Genomic DNA, 18,548 nt, shown 5'->3' with positions numbered 1-18,548 from the left:
CCCCCCCCAACCATGACGGCGTGCCTAGCGGGCATTATCCGTGTCGTTGCCTCCGGTGTGCGTTTCGAGCGACTTCGCGGCTGCGATGGCGTGCCGCCCGACGCTTGTGTCCTCGGTCCACGCCTTGACCAGTTCGAGGTCAGTCTTCCTGCCAATGTGTGCCAGAACCTGCAACGCGAAAATGCGATGCTCCGACATGAGGCCGCGCCATTGGCCGCTCCGCTCGAATTCAGTCGCAGGCTGATAGCTCGAGCGCAATACGTCACGTGCGAGACGTCGGACCCCTTCGCTGCAGCCGGGCAGAAACGAAAGCCTCATGTCGCTGCCTCTGAACATATCACTGGTTTCCACGTGCATGACCACATCAAATGCGTGCGCCACGCCACAGCGCTCCAGTTGCCCCCATAGCATGGCGAGCCGCGCACTATCCAACGCCTCCGGGCGGCCGGCCAGAAGATGGAGCAGCCGGGCGGCATGGTACCAGGCCGACATGGCGGGTGCGTCTCCCTCACCTGGGTCCAGGTCGACTCCCATGCCGGCCAGCGCAGCAATCGACCGCAGATACGTTTCCACCGCCGCTTGCGTCCAGGTACCGGACAAATGTGGCATCTGCGCAAATCTCCGGAAACATGCAACGGCGGCCGGAACCGGATTTCGTGCGAGTTCCGCAACGACCATCGACGTGGTCAAGTCGGAATACGTCGCGTCTGCCGCCCTGAGTAATATTTCCAGTCGCTCCCTGTCCGTCAGCCGCTCGTAGAACGCTTCCCAATAGAGTGAGTCGCACGGATGGTCGAATGTGCACACGTATAGATGCATCGCCCGCTCAGACGCCAGGCCTGATGGCGTCATCTGGAGTGCAGCGAGTAATTCTTCATGGGCAACCTCGACCGACAGGCTGGTCTCCGGACCTCCGACGCCCTGCAATGCGTCGAATACCAGTGTGTTCGTAAAGGGGTCGTCATCGCTCAGCCAGGACTCGAGCGTGGCACGAAGCTCCTGCTCCGTCTCCACGTTGAGGTGCGGTCCTATTCGGCGCGCGAGCTCGACCACCTCCAGCCGCAATCGCTGGATGCCAACGTCCCACAGTTGTTGTAACACCGTAGCGAAGTTACCGGGGATGGCTTGAGGCAGCGGCGCAAGCCGATTTATTGCCCCTGCAATGATGAGCAACTGGCCGGGAAAGAGCTCATCCGCTCTTGACAGCTGTTCCCACAACGCCACCTGTAGCGCGCCCGAGCTGCGTTGACGGTGCAGCAGACTGAAACCCTGCTGGATGTCGTGCATTGCCCTGACGCTGGCCGTGGGACCGTAAATCGCATTGTAGGCTCGCCGGCGGAATGCGACCTTGACGTCCGGATAGTAGGCACGCAACTGTTCCGCCTTAGTCCGTATGGCCCTATCGATGGTTCCGAAAGCGCGCAGCACATCGGGCAACAGACCATGGTCCAACGCATACGATACGACGGCCAAATAGTTTCCGTTGGAATCCGCCTCCACATCATCCGGCAACCGCGCACTCACGTGGTGCCGCCCCCGTTCGTCCGTATCAAGCTCCAGTATGAGTCGCTGATAGTCTGCGGCGACCTCCTCCAACGCGTCTCGCACCTGGTCGAGGACAAACGACCGTGCCTTGGAGCCGCACTTCCCCTCGATACACGCAACCAGCAGCTCGACCGATGCGGTGTGCAGCACCACCCCCAACTCGAAGAGTGTTTCACAGGCTCCGACCATGAACTCGGCCAGCGGCGCGTTTATCGGCCGCTCCAGGGCGCGGACAATTCCATCTGTATCCGGGCACCGCGTCAGTAGCGAAACCGTAGCGAAGTAATCGGCAATCAGGTCGTGACGAAAGAAGGCTCTGCCGGACCGCAGCACCATCAGGCCGCTTTGCCTCGCCAAATCCCAGACCTGCGCCGCCGCAACACTTGAGTCGGCGACGGACGTCAATTCACGGAGCACCTCATGTTCGGACACGCTTGAGAGAAATCGCTCGTGCATACGACCCGCGACGCTGGCGAGTGCTGAATGTGCGGCGGGGCTCGAGGGACCCAGCCGTAGCCGAGTGAAAGCGCCATACAGGGAGAATCGGCTGTCCAGGCCCCGCTCCCCGATTACACTCGCCAGTAGCTCGGCGTCATGTGCCGTCGCGGCGACCTCGAGTGCGTCCTGCTCGGACTGTCTGGTCGCTCGACCCAGGTGCGATTCCAGTACCGCCCCCAGATGCAACCGGGTCGGGTCAGGGACGGTCGCAAGGTCGCCGGGAAGCCATGGCACCGGCACCTCGCTCTGGCTGGTCACGACCAGCTGCACGCCGTATCGTTGGTACATCGCAAACAGCGCCCGTAAAAGTGTTTTCTGATGGGCAATCGGGCATTCGTTGAATCCATCCACCAGCACAACGGCACCGTGTTCGCTCCGCCGCGCGCACCGGAATACCTCGGCTAACGAAAAGCGCGTCGCGAGGGTGACCGAGCGCTCGAGCAGTGGACGAAGATTTCCATCGAAGAGCCGTGCCTCTACCGTTATCGGTAACAGTCCCGCTGCGGCCACGAGTGTCGACAGTTCCTCGAGAACCCGTGACTTACCCGAACCCGATGCGCCGACAAGTACTAGGTTTCTGCCTTCGCTCAACCGTCTGGCGCAGTCGGCCAGTAAAGTCTCATGCCCTTCTATCAGTAACGGTAGCGGAACGAAGGGCTTGCTGGTCGCCGCGAAAGCGGTCTGCCATTGCGAACTGTACTCGGCGGCAAAGCGTTCCCAGGCGCCGCGATTTTCGGGCGCCTGCCGTACCAGACCGATGCGCGAAGCAAATTCCCGCCACGTCTCGAGCGGTAGCGCGCCTGTGCGTGATTCATTTATCTGGGACAGCAGTTCACGATAGCTGCCGACCGTGCACTTGAAGTTGCTGTCCGGGATACTGGAGCCCGCAAGGGGTTCTGGAAAAAGGCAAAGGTTTCCTCCCACGGCCTGCCTCGCTCGGCCCGAATCGACGGAAGCGATTTTGGAGAGTTCGTCCGCCACGGCATGTCGGGCATCCAGCGCCTGCTGAAATGGATTTTTTGAGGCAATCGCCCGACGCTTTCCGTTGGGGAACAGGGACACCCACTGCCCGTTCACACCGCCCTCGACGGGGAGACGATAGCCTTTCACCTCAACGACCGTAGCACCCCGGGAAGTTACAACAACGACGTCAATCTGGGTACGGAGGGGACCACAATAGAAGTTCCCCAGAATCAGCGCGGGCTCGCCGATAGCCTCCAGGTCGGAACGGACTCTTCGCACGAGTCGCAATTCCGTTGGGTCTTCGATTTCATGCCCAAGGAAAATCTCAACCCGGCATGGCTTATCGCACAACCCGTTGTCCGTGGTCATTCCTTAAGGACCCACTTTGCGAGTTCCTGCAACACTGACATTTTCGTCTCCTATCTATTTCTTCTACTCGCCGTTACGCACCTCATCATGCTACTGAGCAGCTCGTCGCTCCGTTCTGTCGAGGTCCTTACTGGCCCCAAACTCGGGAATGTGTTTTTAATCGAGAAGGTCGGCGGGCTCGGATTCAGTCGCAAAATCCCTCAGTTCGCATCAAGGCGTAGGTTCCGGGGAGGTCAAGGAATAACGAGGCGTAGTTACGCTCGCGTAGCGGACGGGGCACTAGCATGTCCCATTTCTCGATTGCCAAGTTTTCGGCGTGCGCGAGCAATGTCTCGGACGTAAGTTCCTCGACTTCCAGTAGCTTATCGACCGCCTCGCCGAACCTAACGGAGTCACAGTTCTCAAGCGCCAAGCATAATCCCTCGTTCTTGGCCTGAATGCCCAAGCTCTTGAACATCAGCGCCAGCGTATTCTGAATCTCGTCACCCTGCCACAGAAACAGTTTTAGGCCGTCGGCTGACGTAAAGCGTGTTGTGTTCGCCAATCCCATGGACCGGAAGGCGGCGCGCGATGCCATGAGAAGCTCCTGCGCCTTGGGGTCAAGGTAGGTAAGTTGTTTATCGCCAGCGAGTACCGTTTTCATTTCCTGTCGAACTCGGGTATGGACGGAACCCTGCGTACCGCCGAATGCCGGCGCTCGTCCCCCTCGGGCCGCTTCGACTTCGACGACCTTCTGGGGCTGGTCGACCATCTCCACTTTCCAGCGCCGCCCTCCAAACAACAAGTAATCCCCGACACCCACCGGCGACGTGATAGGGAGTGAACCGAGTGCGCGACCACGAGACACCAGGCGATACTCCTCCGGGCTGGAAAACGCCGCGTAGAACGAATAGTGGTTAGCGATTGCCTCACCTACGGGCCCATGCAACAGCGTGCCGGCGCCATCTTGTAGCAGAACACCCTGCGAACCGAGCGAGCGCAGAAGTGTCGCGAAATCCTCCTGCGAGATTGCCCGGAACGGCCCTTTGACACACAGCAGCGCGTATGCCTGCCCGGCCGAAATCCCTCCATACTGACCAATCGCAGACAGCAGTTGCTGGATGAATGTTGACAGATGCATGCCTGCCGCGCGTGGTGGCTCAAACCACTTTTGCAGGAGCAACTCAATCTGCGCGATGAGCTGAACCAACCCTTCGCGCAACGTGTCGGCCACGGGAGACCGCAGGTCGAGTTCGGGTTCCAGCACATAGCCGCGCAGAACAGCCGATGAACCCTTGCGTCGTCCGGACCGTCCGAGCCGCTGTCGCAGGCTACTAACCGACGGTGCGGGTCCAATCTGGGCCACGGATACGACAGGGCCTATGTCCACGCCCAACTCGAGCGTCGAGGTAGCGACCGCGCTTGCCGGCTGCTGGGTTTGCTTCAGCGCGCGCTCCGTCTCCTCGCGAAGTTCCTTCGACAGATTGCCGTGGTGTGGCCAGAACTCTGGGGGAATCCGGTCTGCTTCACACAGTGAGCGCAAAACAGCGGTGTATCGCTCGACGCTTTGCCGGCTATTCGGAAAAATGAGGTTGTTCGTGCCGCGAAGGTTTTCGTAGAGATGCCGGCCGATGGCGAGCATCCCGGTGCCGGTCGTGTCCGTCAGCTTGAGTTCTTCGCCCGACTTCTCCCGCGTGGCTATCTCCGCCTCGGACAGCACCGGTGGCAAGTCCAGATAACCCTTGACGAGGATTTTCATCCGAGTCGAAGCGTCGGTACTTTCGATGAGAGTGACGTTCGCGCCCTCCCCCGGGCGCAGATAATCGGCCGCGAGCTGGATATCCCCAAGGGTGGCCGAGAGCCCTATTCGCGGAACACGCCGTCGCAGCGTGACCTCCAGACGTACCAGGAGGCTCTGTAACTGCTTGCCGCGCTCGCTTCCCATGAACGAGTGCAGTTCGTCGACTACCACGTATTTCAGCTGGGCAAATATGGATGAGACGGACGAACCCCGGTTATAGAGCATCGCCTCAAGCGACTCTGGTGTGATGAGTACGCAACCAGCGGGGCTTTTCACGAACTTCTGCTTCCTGCTCGCCGCGATATCCCCGTGCCACGGTACGACGGGAATGTCCAGTGTCTCGCACAACTGTTCAAGACGCTCCCACTGGTCGTTGATGAGCGCTTTCAGCGGCGAAACGCACAGCGCGACGCCTCCTTCGTCCTCCGGCGTCAGAAGCCGGCTCAGAATCGGGAGAAACGCGGCCTCGGTCTTGCCAGTCGCTGTACTGGCCGCGATGATGACGTCGCTCTTCGCCGCTATGATGGGCGGTATCGCCCGCTCCTGGGCATCGCGCAACTCTGTCCAGCCCGCCTCCCAAACCCAGCGTTGGATGCGCGGTTCGAGGAGCTCGAAGCTCGAGGATTCAGAGCTTGAAGTCGGCAAAGCCGTCTCCATCTGGCGCGCCCTCGGTTTCCAGTTGCAGGTCAGCTGCTCCTCCCTCATCCCTCACGATTTCGACGTTGTCGAGCATCGACTCCCACGAGGTGCCTGGATATTGGTCGAGCAGAGAGAGAAGGTTGATGAAGGCGGTAATGGTTGTACGCGGCGTGCGGAAATATGCTTCGCCGATTCGCTTCTCGCAGTGCTCCATGAAGGCCTTTATCCCCGCGTTGGGGACAAGGTACTTCTCGACGTCGGCCGCCGCATAGACATGTCGGATGTTCTCCAGCAGCATGAAGAAATCTTCGCGTGTCAGCGCAGCCAGTCGTAGAAGCGGGTGGTTGTAATCCACGAGAGTGCTGTTTGAGAATGAGTTTTCAGCGAGGCGCGACTGCAAGGCCGAATAGCTGTAGATGCCGCGCCGGGTATCGAGCAACGAATCCGGGGTGCAGCCGAGGATAAACCCCAAGCCTTCGACGGTACCCTGCAGCACGTCGTTGAGGATGCGAAGAATCTGTTCGTAGTTCGCGTTGCGCGCCGCCGTATTCGCGAGCTTGTAGAGATTCACGAGTTCGTCCAGTCCAACCACCAGCCCGGCGTATCCAGCAAGACGCACAAACGCAGCCATGAGCTTAAGCTGGTCATACAACTGCGAGTCTTCGACGATATTCCGGACGCCCAAAGCCTGTCGTGCATCGGTCTTTGTCGCGAATTCGCCTCGCAGCCACCGGATAGCATCAAGCTTCAGCTGTTCGTTACCCTGGTCGTAGCCTCGCCAGTAGGCCGTTACAACTGCAGCGAAGTCGTAACCATTAACCATTTCGGTCAGGTGGGCGCACTTCCTGAAAATGAGGTTCTCGGGCGTCTCGCCGCTTTCCTTCGACTCCTCGAGAACAGTGGTGATGAACTTCTCTAGCACAGTCGCTAGCGCGCCGCCGTCTGGCTTACTGCGGGTCGAAAGGTTCTTCATCAACTCGGAATAAAGGGAGCGCGCCTGTCCGTTGGAAGCGTGGAGCCGGCGGTCTGGATTCAGGTCGGCGTACGCCGCCACAAGCTTCTTCTCAAGGGCAACTGCACGTACCTGATTGAGAAAGAACGTCTTGCCCGCACCGTACTCCCCAACCACGACTCGGAATGATGCGCCGCCGTTTGCAATGCGCTCGACGTCGGAAATCAATGCCTGAATTTCTCTAACGCGCCCTACCTGTACGAGATATTGTCCGCTGCGCGGCACCACCCCCGCGCGCAGCGCCTGCAGCACCGCATCGCGGTCCCTTGGTCGAATCGGTTTGCTCACGCTTGTAGCTCCTCTGCGAGTTCTTGATTGAGTGTTATGACCTCGTCACCGTCGAGCAGCGAGTCGTCAAAGCTTGAAAATGCTGCGTCATTGATACGCTCGAGCGCGGCGTCGAGCATCAGATTTAACGCTGAGCACATCGACGCGACTTCCCCGCGTGTCCATGCCCCTCGCATCAGGAGTTGGAGCACCAGTTGGGAATGGCGCTCGTCAAGACCCATGATTGCGTTGTTCCCAGAAATGGCGGGGCGAGCGGCAGCTTCAATCGGTGCTGTCGACCTATCAGCTTCGTCTACCTCGAAGATAGCCCTGAGCACTTCGCCTGCCCGTTTCGTTTCCTCGCGCAAGGAAGCCAGTCTTTCCGTGTCGAGGGAAGACGGAACAGTCGCTTGCTTAGGTCGCAAAAGCTCGGGCAGAGTTTGGTATGCTTCCGGCGAATCAGGCCTGTTGCCTTTGCGGCGCACATGTCGCCGATAGGGTTCAAGCAGGTCCGCCACCCGGCGCTCCATCTCCCAAATCACTCGGCGGGCCCGGTTGTTCTGGCTGCAGTAATCCAGAACAGCGATATCTGGACGGGCCCAGTGAAACTCCGGAAGCCCGGGGTAAGTCGGACGATAGGAAAGGGAAAGTGTTGTCGATAGGATGGAAGGCGAATAATTTAACAGCGTCTCTGTAGGAAAGCTGTCGAACTCCAACGCCAGGAGTGTTTCGAAATAACCAGGGAATCGCCACTTTGCTGCGGGACTCGCCCATGTCATCGTCCATGAAAGCACCCACTCCAGGGAAGCTGGTTGACCGTCACGAAAAGCCTGGGAAAGAGCTACGTTGTGCACGAAACGCTCACCTCTGCATGAAGAGAAGCGAGGAGGCCTACGTAAATACAGTAATCCTTCCGACGCCGAAACAACCAGACAATCAATGAGCCGAGCAGCGACGTGGATGAAATCCCACTTTCCTGCATGGACAGCAATCAACGACTCGAGCTCATCACAGATTCCACCGAAATCGACGTTCGGAGCCTCATCGCGCCACGGGTCGACAAGCGCCCGCCGTTCCAATCCAATCAGATAAAGAAAAGCATTGCCGATGTCTGCGGCCGGGTCGTTCCGGCCGTTCGCAAGCCAGTTCAGATACGCCGCGCGCGCGTCAGGCGACGCGGTGGTATAACCGAGTGTGGCGCCCAACATCGGTAGTCGGTAGTCGTCACTCGTCCCAAGCGGTAGTGCCGGGTCTATCAGGCTTGGCTCTATGTCAGTGCCGAATACATCGCGCAACCCTGCACCGGCGTAGAAGAAGCCACGCGTGATGTGGTACTTGCCGACGGTGAGGGACCCTGTCGAGGGAACCCAGATGTCTTGGGTGGGCGGACGACCTCGCCCCCGTCGAAGCGCCAACACGCTTTTGGGAAGTCCCGTCGGCCTCTCCAGCCGCGCGGCATCACCAATGAACTCGGAAAGGCTCGGAAAGTTGTCTGAGGGCCTCACAGGTCGAGTCCTCCTACCAGCGCCTGATTAATCTCGACCGGGTCATCCCCTTCGAGCAGCGGTTCATCGAATGCATCGAACGAAGCTTCATTAATGCGCTCAAGAGCACCGTCTAGCAACAGGCCTATCTCCGCGCAGATTGGCTCGATATCGGCGCGAGCCCATTGCTGTCTTGCGAGAAGACGTCGCAGCAGCGTCCAGTGCTTATCGTTAAGCCCCAGCAATTGCGGCGTTGTTTGCTCTTGTGCCACCCGGATATCTACAGTTGCTGGCGTCGCAGGTGCCAACTCGGCCGATGAGGATGTTTCTGGTGCTTCATCCTTGAAGATGGCGCCGAGCACCGCGCTGACCTCAGCTGTCTCACGACGAAGCTTCGCAAGCCTATCCAAATCGAGCGAGAAATCCGACTTGCCAGATTCGTTCTCAGACATCCCAACGGCCTTCCCGTTGGGTGGCACACCCAAACCGGAAGTGTTCGCGTATTCAGAAGACTGCGCGGCAGCAGCCGAATGCGCAAGGCTGTAGAGTCCCTGTGTTTCCTGGCCCAACGCGGCGAAAAGCTTCTCCAGAACGTGAATGTTTGTCACCTTTGTCAGTCCGCCCGCCGCCTGACAAATCTCGATAAGCTCACCGGCCACCTGCCGTTTGTCGGTGTCCCCAAGGAGCTGTAGACGCTTTTTCGTGCTGCCCGCCGATTGCGATGAGTTCAGTAAAACCACCAGGAGTGCATGTAGACGGGTTCGTTCAGACTCGGAAAGCTCGGTCCAGCTGTTCACGAGCTCGAAAGCCTTGACGCACGCCCTCTCAAGGGCCGTCCCATCGGCACGAATGATGTCTGCGTAGAAACCGACGGTCGCGGCGCGCCGCGCGTAGGCCTCACTTGCTTCAAACGGACCATCAGGGGGGACCTGGAAAAACACAGCAGTTGTTTCTCCAGTCGGCAAAGGCGAGCCGAATCTAGGGTCCGGCTCGATTCCAAGCTGGAAACCATGCGCAACACGAGTGACAATTTGCAGGTATGACGCGCGCTCGAACTTCGCTGGAAGCTCCCTCGGCGCGAGTAGCAACGCGAGAGGAATCGGCTCACTGACCGAACCATTCGTTCGAAGCGTCTCGACGATTTTTTCAAACCGCTCTCTTATCGCCTCCGGCCACAATGTGCACGGCAACAGCATTTCAGCTTCAGGGGTATCAGCCTTCTCCGGGTTCCGCCCAACGTACCTGACAAAGGTGTCGAGAGACCCTGCAACCGTTTGGCCGATGTCCTCCACCAACGAGTCCAGTCCGGCCTCTGCAGACGTCACGTCGACCATGTCCTGTTTGGTCGCAACGAAATGCCCCACAGGCAGCAAGCCCGGCGACACCGGTCGGTACGTTAGGCGAAGCTTTGGCGTCGCTGTCGCCGCTAGCCAAGCGTGCGCCGAAAACCTCTGTTCAGCTTCTCGCGCGAACAGCAACTCAAAGTGACGCTGGAACCGCGCGGCCGCACCCGGCTTTTTAAAACGGCGGTCGGCAAAATACCAAGACAGTAGCCAGTTAGAGGGGAACGGCCTCTCATGCCGATATGCCTGCGATAGCGCGAGTGTGTGCAGAAAACGCATACCCTCGTCGACCCTGCCGGCCGGTGGCGCGTCGAGGTAAAGATGGTCACCTAGCTCCGCGTTTTTGCAGAATTCAAGAAGATTCCGAGCCCTGGGAGCAAACCCTCCTCCCCGGTAGACAGAAAGTAGCCCCTCAACCTCAGCGCAAATTGCCGGAATCTCGGCGTCGGCGACGGGGTCCGTCGCAGCGTCAACGAGGGCGCGTCGCTCCAGCCCATAAAAGTATAGGTAGACGTAACCTATATCCGCCTGGGCATCCCGTCGGCCGTTTGCGAGCCAGTTTAGATACGAAGCGCGGGCGTCAGGACTTGCCGACCCGTAACTTGGGTAATAGCTAAGCTTGCGGTCCGTGTAGTCGTCGTCGCGCCCAATAGGTAAGCTTTCGTCGACCAGACTCGGTTCCGTACCGCCAGAATGCGCCGCCTCCAGCCCTTCGCCAAAATAGAAAAGTCCATTGAGTATCGTATACCGACGGGCCTTGACAGCGACATTCTTCGGCACCCAGCAGTCGGTCACAGCAGTCGAAGAACGCTTCGGCGATGTACCGAGTTGGACGCGAATTGTGAAACCTGTAGCAGGCGCCTCATCGGGTTCGATTGTCGCGAATTCGTCAGTCACCATTTCAGTGCGGTCCGGTGGTTTACGAACCTTTGGGGCGTTGCTCGGGACTGCTGGGACATTGTCGGCCGGCTTTCTCTTTCCCGGCGACTGACGTGCGTGCGCAACGCGTTCCTGGCGAGGCGGTGGTTTCGTCGAAGCTGGCGCCTCGGCGCTCGACTCTTTGGTTCCAGCGAGGTAGTAACCCAGAAGGGCAAAAAACATCAGCGCAACGAAAAGCAGCGTGATGTCACCGGGATGGGCGCCAATGAGCCACAAGGAAAAAATAATCGCCCCAACGAGCGGCAGTGCAGACTTTGATTTTCGCTTCTGAGCCATCCGCATCCCCGGTTTCAGCGCTTTCCAGTCCTCGTTTGAGGAGTGATACGACGGTCGAATACGACGCAGCGCGCCGACTAACACGGTCGTAAATTCACCGGGCAGAACCAGCATTACCACTCACGACCCAGTGTCCGCTCGGCCACGGCTCGTTGCCCAATACCGGCACAACTGCCACATCACTCTTTGTTGGCGGCCGATGCGTCCTCTTCGCGTCCACCCGGCACAGTCGTCTCGCTAAGCAGCTTGAAACCAAAATCTGAGGAGACTGGGGAGGATTGTGTAAAAAAGTCGCCTGCAGTTTTTCGCGTGCAGCGAGTGTGCGCCCCTTTCATCAGCTCGCTCACCCACAACTTGATGGTCGAGAGCCGTGCAGGGTCTGATGTAACAAATCCAACCGGCGCCGTCACTCCGTTTGAACCGCCAACCGGCACATGACATACGGCAACACCAAAGATTCCATCGAGGAGTACTACTTCGAAGTTAGGATTTGCGCCTCGTCTGTTTGCGAGGAAGAAGTTCAAGATTTCTGAGTCACCAATATTTTTGTACACCTTGGAAGGGGTCTTTTCGTCGCAGTAAACAAGAGACACCTTCGAGCGACGACTGAGGGAGCCTTTAAGCGTATCATCGAGGCGCAGGACAGCATCCCCCAACAGGCGGGTCTTCCCCCACAACTCGCTTCGCGGGGCAATCCACAGCAGGTCCGGCCGCCGCAAATCATCACGTGGGGTCTCACGATACTTCGTTATCGCTATCTGCAACTCAGACCGCAAGCGCTCCACATTCTCCCTCAGGTATAACGCACCGAGCAGCGGCTTCGTGCTGCCGTCTTTGTACGTGAACGAGCCCTTTGCATGGACTCGATTTACGTAGGCCGAAAAGTCAAAACCGTCTTTCGCGACGAAGCAACTCGCAATCTCGTCATGGAAGTCGGACACAAATTTTGAGATTCCCCCTTTTCCGCTCGGTACGAGGGCATGCAGTGTGTCAGCAACCAGCGGCTTTAAATTGCTTGCCAATTTAGCTGGGAGCGCAACCGCATCATCGAACTTCCATTGGACTTGCCCAGAGAGGTCAACATCGAAATGGACAACATACGGGACATTCATTCGCTGTCGGCCCCGAGTCTCGTCGATTTTATATACGCCAAATGCGCGTTTGCTGGCGTCCGACTGTACAACTCGCTCGATATCATGAAACTGGTCAAAGAACGCACGCTCAGCACGCCCGATGGTGTTACTGACGTCAGTATCGTTGGGCAACTTGAGTTCGAGCGATGACCCGGTATAGGTCTGAGCTGTATCGCGCGGGATATGCTCAAAGCAGAGCAAGTCAAAGCTGATTCTGGTGCGACGTTCAACAACCGAAGTGAAACGAGGAACGCCATCGGATGAAGCGTCGAATCGACCTTGGGCATAGGCACTGAGCGCTATCTGCTCGCCGCGCTCCACGATAATATTCTCGGCTCTTAGAATCTTGAGGAGTTCAGAGACTTCACGGTCTTCAAGCCCAAAGTAGCCCTTGATTTCATCCCTGGTAACCGCTCCGACAACGCGAAGCAGTCTTGCGGAAAATTCTGTGAGGACCGGCACTGAACGCTCGACCGAGACGTGATAGCGAAAATCGAATGCTTGTGTCGGAACTCCGACTGCAACGGTATTCAATCGAACGCCAGTCATACAGCGACCTCCTCAAGGCCTAACGACGGAATAATGGACGCCCTCCCTTCCTCCCTGAACGCGCGCATCTCCTTCAGCACTGTTCCCAACGCTGATTCTTCTCTGTTCAGCCACATCGAGCACGCTCCGACAATTATCAGTCGGTCCATTGCCCGCGATAGCGCAACGTTCACCCGTTCCGGCCACCGCAAAAATCCGTCCTGACGCTCATGATTATTTCGCACCAGAGACAGCAGAATGATTGAATTTTCTTTGCCTTGGTAGCTGTCCACGGTACCAATTCGCACTAGATTCCGAATCGGTGACGCCCAGTCGGCGCTACTGAACCGGTCCTGCAGCAGGTCGCGCTGACCAGCGTACATGCAAATCACCCCAATCGAGATTTCTTCTGAAATTGTCTCGGGCTCACGTTCAACGGACGTAGCCACACGTTGAAGCAGCTTCAAGATGGCGCCCGCCTCAGACTCGTTTAGAAGGCTTTCGGACCCTTGGACGCGCTGTTCGTACGCGTCCGCTCCTTGGTCCGACGTGTCGAGCCACGTTAGCTCATGCCGGATGTAAGAAGGCAGGAAGTGGTAGCTGTGTTCGACATCCGTTCGTCCGTGCTGAAGCTTCCTGTCGTAGAAGCAATTTGAAATCAGGTCTCCGATTGTAGGCGTCATCCGGTACTGGGTGAGCAGTGTCCGACCTGTTTGCTTTCCATATGGCGACTTAAATGCACGAGCAAAATCATTAAATGCGTGCATTGACGTATTGGGTCGCCCAAGTTGAGCCGCCATTTCTCGTTCGAAATCAGGCGTGTATGTAGGTGGTAACTGATTCTGGTCACCGACAAGCAAAACCCGTCGTCCGGCCTGCATAGCCACCGCTAGCTCAGTCGGTGACGACCGCGCCGCTTCGTCGACGATAACCCAGTCATAGGCGTGGTCGACAATTCCCAGGGCATGCCGTCCGATACCAACACATGTGCCGGCCACGACTTGCCTTGAGCGAGCGAGGAACGCAGTGTAGTTGGCTCTCGGGTTCCCCAACACGCGCTCGAACTCCTCCGAAAGCTCAACGAGATTTTTCAACCTCTCTCTATTCGCTGGCGAAGCGACAGCATGTCTTTCAGCAAGCTGCTCCTCTATCGCACTATAGACTTGCTCAAAATCGCGACCTCGAGACGTGTCACCAAATTCACGCGCGGCGACCTCACGGAAGGTCTCCAGCAAAGTAGTCCAACGTTTGCCATATTCTTCTACCGCTTCTGCCGAACTCTCGGCACCGGGCGGAGACAAAGCCCTGAGCTGTGCTGCGAGTCTGCCAAGTCCAAGATGCAGCCTGATTGCATCCTGAACATATTGTTGAGAGAGACCCAAGCTGTCAGCGGCAGCACCAATCCGAGTCGGCAATTCCGCGCTAAATCTCTCTCGATAAACGCTTTGCTGTCCGAGGTCGTGCAGATGCCGGACCTCATCAGACAACATGTTCTCCTGACCGACCCGCACCATCGATAAATCAGCGTCGGTCGTCTTAGCGAGTTCGCTCACCTTACTAAGTGCATGGTTTATTGCCTCGTGAGATTGGCTCACCAGCAGTACATTCCGCGCTAGGTTGTTACTCAAAAGACAGTGGATAGCTGCCGCAATGAATTTCGTCTTGCCAGTCCCCGGCGGACCCTGCAAAAATGAAACTGGTCCGAGTGTTAGCACCGTCTTTAGCGCATCCAGTTGCTCTTCATTGAGGCCGTATTGCCCGAGGTCCGCGCCCGCCGGAATGGGCGAAACAGTCGGCTCTACAGAGACGGCAGGGTCGAAATATTCAGGAAGCTTAGATATCAAAGCTTTGTCGGAAAGAATGCGCTGAATCGCAGCCTGCCGCCGACCTAGCGCGATTTCATCGAGGCGACCTCTTAGCCTATATTCACTGCCAGGTTCAACCGAGAATCGAATACTGGTGTGCTCAATAGCCAGACGGGCTGCGGTACTCAATTCAACGTTGAGTGAGCCCACCGGTCTCCATCTCGTCTCGCCCAAGCTTGGGTCATATAGTTTGGCCAGAACTTTAACTTCCTCGTCCTTGCCAAAGTCAGGCACGCCTCCATCGACCTCGTAAGGGACGAGAAGGCGTGAGGGGTCGCTTGGGTCATACTCTGCCCCTGGTCGAATGGTGACAATCACGGCACTTTCCACCTCACTCCGGGATACCGCGTGCCATAATTGTCGAGTAGTCACGGGCGCATCGCTAGCGGGCTGAGGCTCTAAAGTGTGGTCCGGCGCTGGCTTGCCCAACAGGCCACCAGATGAGGCGAGACTGAACAGATTCCGGGCGAGAGAAAGGGCGTCCTCCGATACCGACCACTGCCATCTAATCGAAAGCTCGACCTGGAAATCCGCTCGCGCGACATTCCTTACGTAGTCGGCGTGTCCCTGCTCCCGAATGTGGATGCCCATGACCTTCTGACTCTCCCCATCGACTGTAATCCGTATATGGTGCACCACACCGATAATGTGGAAGATGACCGTCTTCGAATCATCTTTTGGTCGTTCAAGTCCAACTTGAAAACGGCCATTATCGGAGGGAAATTCGTCACCGAGCAACCTGCTTGGTCGCTCGGTGCACGAAACGACATAATCTAGCGGTGTCAAAGAGGGGGGAGCAAGGGAGCGCTCCAACGATTCAATCAATACGGCTAGCGTGCCTTCGGAGTCTGATAATTCAAGCGCGTTGCGTATGTCCTTCTTAGTGTCATTGAATTCAACACCACAAGGCGCGAGCAGCTCGCCGCACATGAGCACAGCAGCGTGGAGGTCGCGGTGAAGTGGAGACGCATCTCCAGCCGGCGAATATGCGGGAGTCAACCCGGTGTCGCCATCTGACTGAAGGTCGAGAATGTCAATGAGCGTTGCGTGCTTGCCATTCTCATCGCTCGCCCACACAACGTTTTCAGGCTTAAGGTCGCCGTGAAACAAGCCACTTGTGTGTACACGGCTGACGAGCCTTAACAGGGCAAGTGCGGCTTGAGCGCGACTTTCTGCGTTTTTTTCCTTCTCACAGAAATCCGCGAAAGTGACACCTTGTATCCAATTACACACCAAGGTAAGCCCGAGTGGGCCAAAGCCGAACTCTCGTACCTCTGGGTAATCCTCACATGGTGCCATTTTCATTGCTCGCGCTTTTTCCAAAAACGCGAGAATTCGCTCGTTGACCGACGGGCGCTTTGCATCAAAGCGAAGTCCGGTCCATATCTTCACGAGAAGCGAGCGCTCACCGTCGTTTGAACGGTAAACCCACTTGCCCGTATCCATAGAAACTTGCTCGCTCATCGGATACGTCGAAGGACTCGCATCCGTCCGATAGGGTGCGAAATCATCCTCCAAAACTACGAACTTAGATGAACGCCCAACAAGCTTATTAAACTCCCGAAGTGCCACTTCGGCGGTCTCAAAGCGATGCATCGGGTTTGGCGCAAGGGCTGTGTCGAACCAGCTTTTTAGGCTGGATTCGTCGCCCTCGGGTGAAACGGCGTCCGCATTCGGTCCCGTCGCGCCGTCGGTCGCAAGTGCCAATATCTTGCGGGCGGCAATGCCCAGCATGTATACGTCGCGAGCAAACGGCTCGGACACCTCGCCCGTTTCGTCCTCGGGCAACTGAAGCACCCCACCTTCGACAGATGGCCGGTGTTCCCCTACAGTCTGTTGTTCACGATAGTGAGCAGCAGCAAAACCAGAAAGCGTGACGCTGACAGGTTCCTCAATCCAGAGACTATGCGACCCGATGTCTCTATGCGCAATACCTAGTGCGTGAAGCCGACTGTACCGATTTAACATTGCCTGGACCAAGTTAATTCGCTCGTCAGGCGTCATTCGTTCGCGACGACGTGCAAGGTACTCATCGAGTCGTTCATGATTGGGCCTCAGGCGATAGAGCTCGGCGAAATTCGTGGTGACGTCCTCCGCTGACGGCGAGCCGATTGGTTCGAGCAAGCTTCGATGCAACTCGTCCGACTGATGGCGGACGAACTCATTTAGTCGCGTTTCCCGGAGCGCGATATTGACCCGCTGCGCCGGACTTGTATTCCCCCCATCAAGTCTGTTGAAATCCCATCGCCGCATCAACGCCTTTGAGGCCGTACTTTCCTTATGAGCTGCGTAGAACTCTTCGAAAAGACCATTCGGATGACGAAACTCAGGCTGGTCAGTGCTCTGCACATAGCTTTGAATGGTAAATCGCAACTGTTTTATGTATTTGCTTCCCGGAGCAAAGAGCAGTCGATATTGCGAGAGAGAAAGGAGTGGATTTGGCGCAATTCGTTTGTCAGGGCGAATAGTTGAATAGCGCGCCTCATACAATTTGGAGTCGGACATTACGTCAACGAACTCGTGGAGTGTCATAGCGTACTTACGTTCATCATCCGGTAGGTTCAAGACACCGTTTGGATGACAAAGAACGACCATTGCCTCGGCGTAGGGCACCGCGTCAGAAGGCAGCTTGGACTTTAGGAACCCCGGCAGTTTCCTTGCCTTATCGACACTGACGTCGATTGGACTACGTCCCCGCAGCTTTCCGTCAACCAGCCACTGCCCATTTGCAGATGTGATTTCACCCTTCCAATTTTTAAGTTCGACAACCAAGATTCGATTGTTGGTCAAGACTAGCAGGTCAATGTCCAGCGGGTTACCGTTGTGAACCGCCAATTGGAACGCGGCGAACCCCGCCCATGTTTCGGGTAACCGACGTTCAATCTCTCTGAAAGCTGCTTGCTCGACAGGGAGAACGCCGGTCGGGCTCAGGAAGGTGATTTTCATAGTTCGAAGAGGGTCTAAATATTTTTTCGTGAACGACTCACTAACGAATCTTGAGTACTTTTCCGGTCGAAGTCGCGGGCGTCATGCGGCTCACGTTCAGCAGGAGGTCGTGCTGGTGGATGCCCGTGCGATGCACAGCCAAGTGATAGCTCGTGTACGCTGAGACAGACAGTCTGTTCCGCGCCGAGATTATCGATACAGCCAGTCTTTGGATTTTGAAAGGAAGGTACGGCGGTAGCCGCAAGCGGAGGCTCTTTGACGTCTGCGTCGGTCTCATTAAGCGGCGAAAACTCTCGCGCGACCGGCACGGCCTTCCGAAAATCGGCTAGGTTAGCTTTGCCGGCGAGCGCGGCTAGAATCCGCACATAGCGCGACTCCTCCGGCGCATCTGCCGGCTCGACCATAATGTTGTCCATCTGGCCCCCAAATCGGCTTTGCCGATTTCGCTCTCTCTATTCTGATTTTGCTGCCGACCGCCGGATTCCAAACGGCCGAAAAGGGCCATAAATAGCAACCTCCTCGCCCAATGCGGTCTCGAACTGCTTTTCGGCGGTGGCGCCTCGACGAGATAGTCTCATAATTTTTTTGAGGAATGGCGAATGGGAGCGGCCGCATCTATTGACGACGTGCGCTTCGGACAAACCTGTTCATCAAGCATACTGCGTCGGTCAGCGTCGAGAGCGTCCGACCTATGGAATTCAAAAAACATGTTCCTCAGCCAGTACAACCGAGAAATCCTTTCGAAAACAGCATGCTCTAAATTACGTAAATATTACGAAATTTTATGAGGCCAGCCACTGTTAGGCATTACAAGTGTGGTTTGCTCAGATGCCTGGAAGCGATGCAGACGTAAGGCTCCCGTGAAGCTACTACCACATGCAGTCTGCCGACTTAGCAATCTGCATCAATGCACCGTGAACACCATTCCACGCTCGAACTGACCGCGTCTCCTTACAGTTGC

8 protein-coding genes are annotated in these 18,548 nt (G+C 57.1%); all 8 read right to left on the bottom strand.

The genetic code is table 11. The annotated features are described in order from the left end of the window. Positions 1-24: 24 nt before the first annotated feature. The 8 genes from J3489_RS19895 to J3489_RS19860 all read right to left on the bottom strand — a co-directional run bounded on the left by J3489_RS19895 (position 25) and on the right by J3489_RS19860 (position 18,003). Positions 25-3,375: an NERD domain-containing protein gene (locus J3489_RS19895; protein WP_207000861.1), complete on the bottom strand. Its 3,351-nt coding sequence runs from the start codon at positions 3,373-3,375 to the stop codon at positions 25-27. 184 nt (positions 3,376-3,559) lie between these two features. Then, positions 3,560-5,812, bottom strand: a complete 2,253-nt coding sequence (locus J3489_RS19890; protein ID WP_207000859.1) for a DEAD/DEAH box helicase — start codon at positions 5,810-5,812, stop codon at positions 3,560-3,562. After that, positions 5,781-7,094, bottom strand: coding sequence for an ATP-binding protein (locus J3489_RS19885; RefSeq protein WP_207000857.1), 1,314 nt, complete (start codon positions 7,092-7,094; stop codon positions 5,781-5,783). Before J3489_RS19885 ends, J3489_RS19890 begins: the two co-directional genes overlap by 32 nt. Continuing rightward, complete coding sequence (locus J3489_RS19880; RefSeq protein WP_207000855.1) at positions 7,091-8,578, bottom strand: TerB N-terminal domain-containing protein; 1,488 nt, start codon at positions 8,576-8,578, stop codon at positions 7,091-7,093. Before J3489_RS19880 ends, J3489_RS19885 begins: the two co-directional genes overlap by 4 nt. Further along, a complete protein-coding gene (locus tag J3489_RS19875) occupies positions 8,575-11,229 on the bottom strand; it encodes a TerB N-terminal domain-containing protein (protein WP_207000853.1) in 2,655 nt (884 codons plus the stop codon). The genes J3489_RS19880 and J3489_RS19875 overlap by 4 nt, the downstream gene beginning before the upstream one ends. A gap of 65 nt (positions 11,230-11,294) precedes the next feature. Further along, positions 11,295-12,797 carry a hypothetical protein gene (locus J3489_RS19870; RefSeq protein ID WP_207000851.1) on the bottom strand — a complete coding sequence of 501 codons (1,503 nt, stop codon included), beginning with the start codon at positions 12,795-12,797 and terminating at the stop codon, positions 11,295-11,297. After that, a complete protein-coding gene (locus tag J3489_RS19865; protein ID WP_207000849.1) occupies positions 12,794-17,587 on the bottom strand; it encodes an AAA domain-containing protein in 4,794 nt (1,597 codons plus the stop codon). The genes J3489_RS19870 and J3489_RS19865 overlap by 4 nt, the downstream gene beginning before the upstream one ends. Positions 17,588-17,601: 14 nt before the next feature. Then, positions 17,602-18,003, bottom strand: coding sequence for a hypothetical protein (locus J3489_RS19860; protein ID WP_207000847.1), 402 nt, complete (start codon positions 18,001-18,003; stop codon positions 17,602-17,604). Between the last annotated feature and the right edge of the window lie 545 nt (positions 18,004-18,548).

The sequence above is a fragment of the Trinickia mobilis genome, from assembly GCF_017315705.1.
GTDB classification, from domain to species: domain Bacteria; phylum Pseudomonadota; class Gammaproteobacteria; order Burkholderiales; family Burkholderiaceae; genus Trinickia_A; species Trinickia_A mobilis.
The sequence above is the reverse complement of the archived record's forward strand: the minus strand, read 5'-3'. Positions and strand labels throughout refer to the sequence as shown.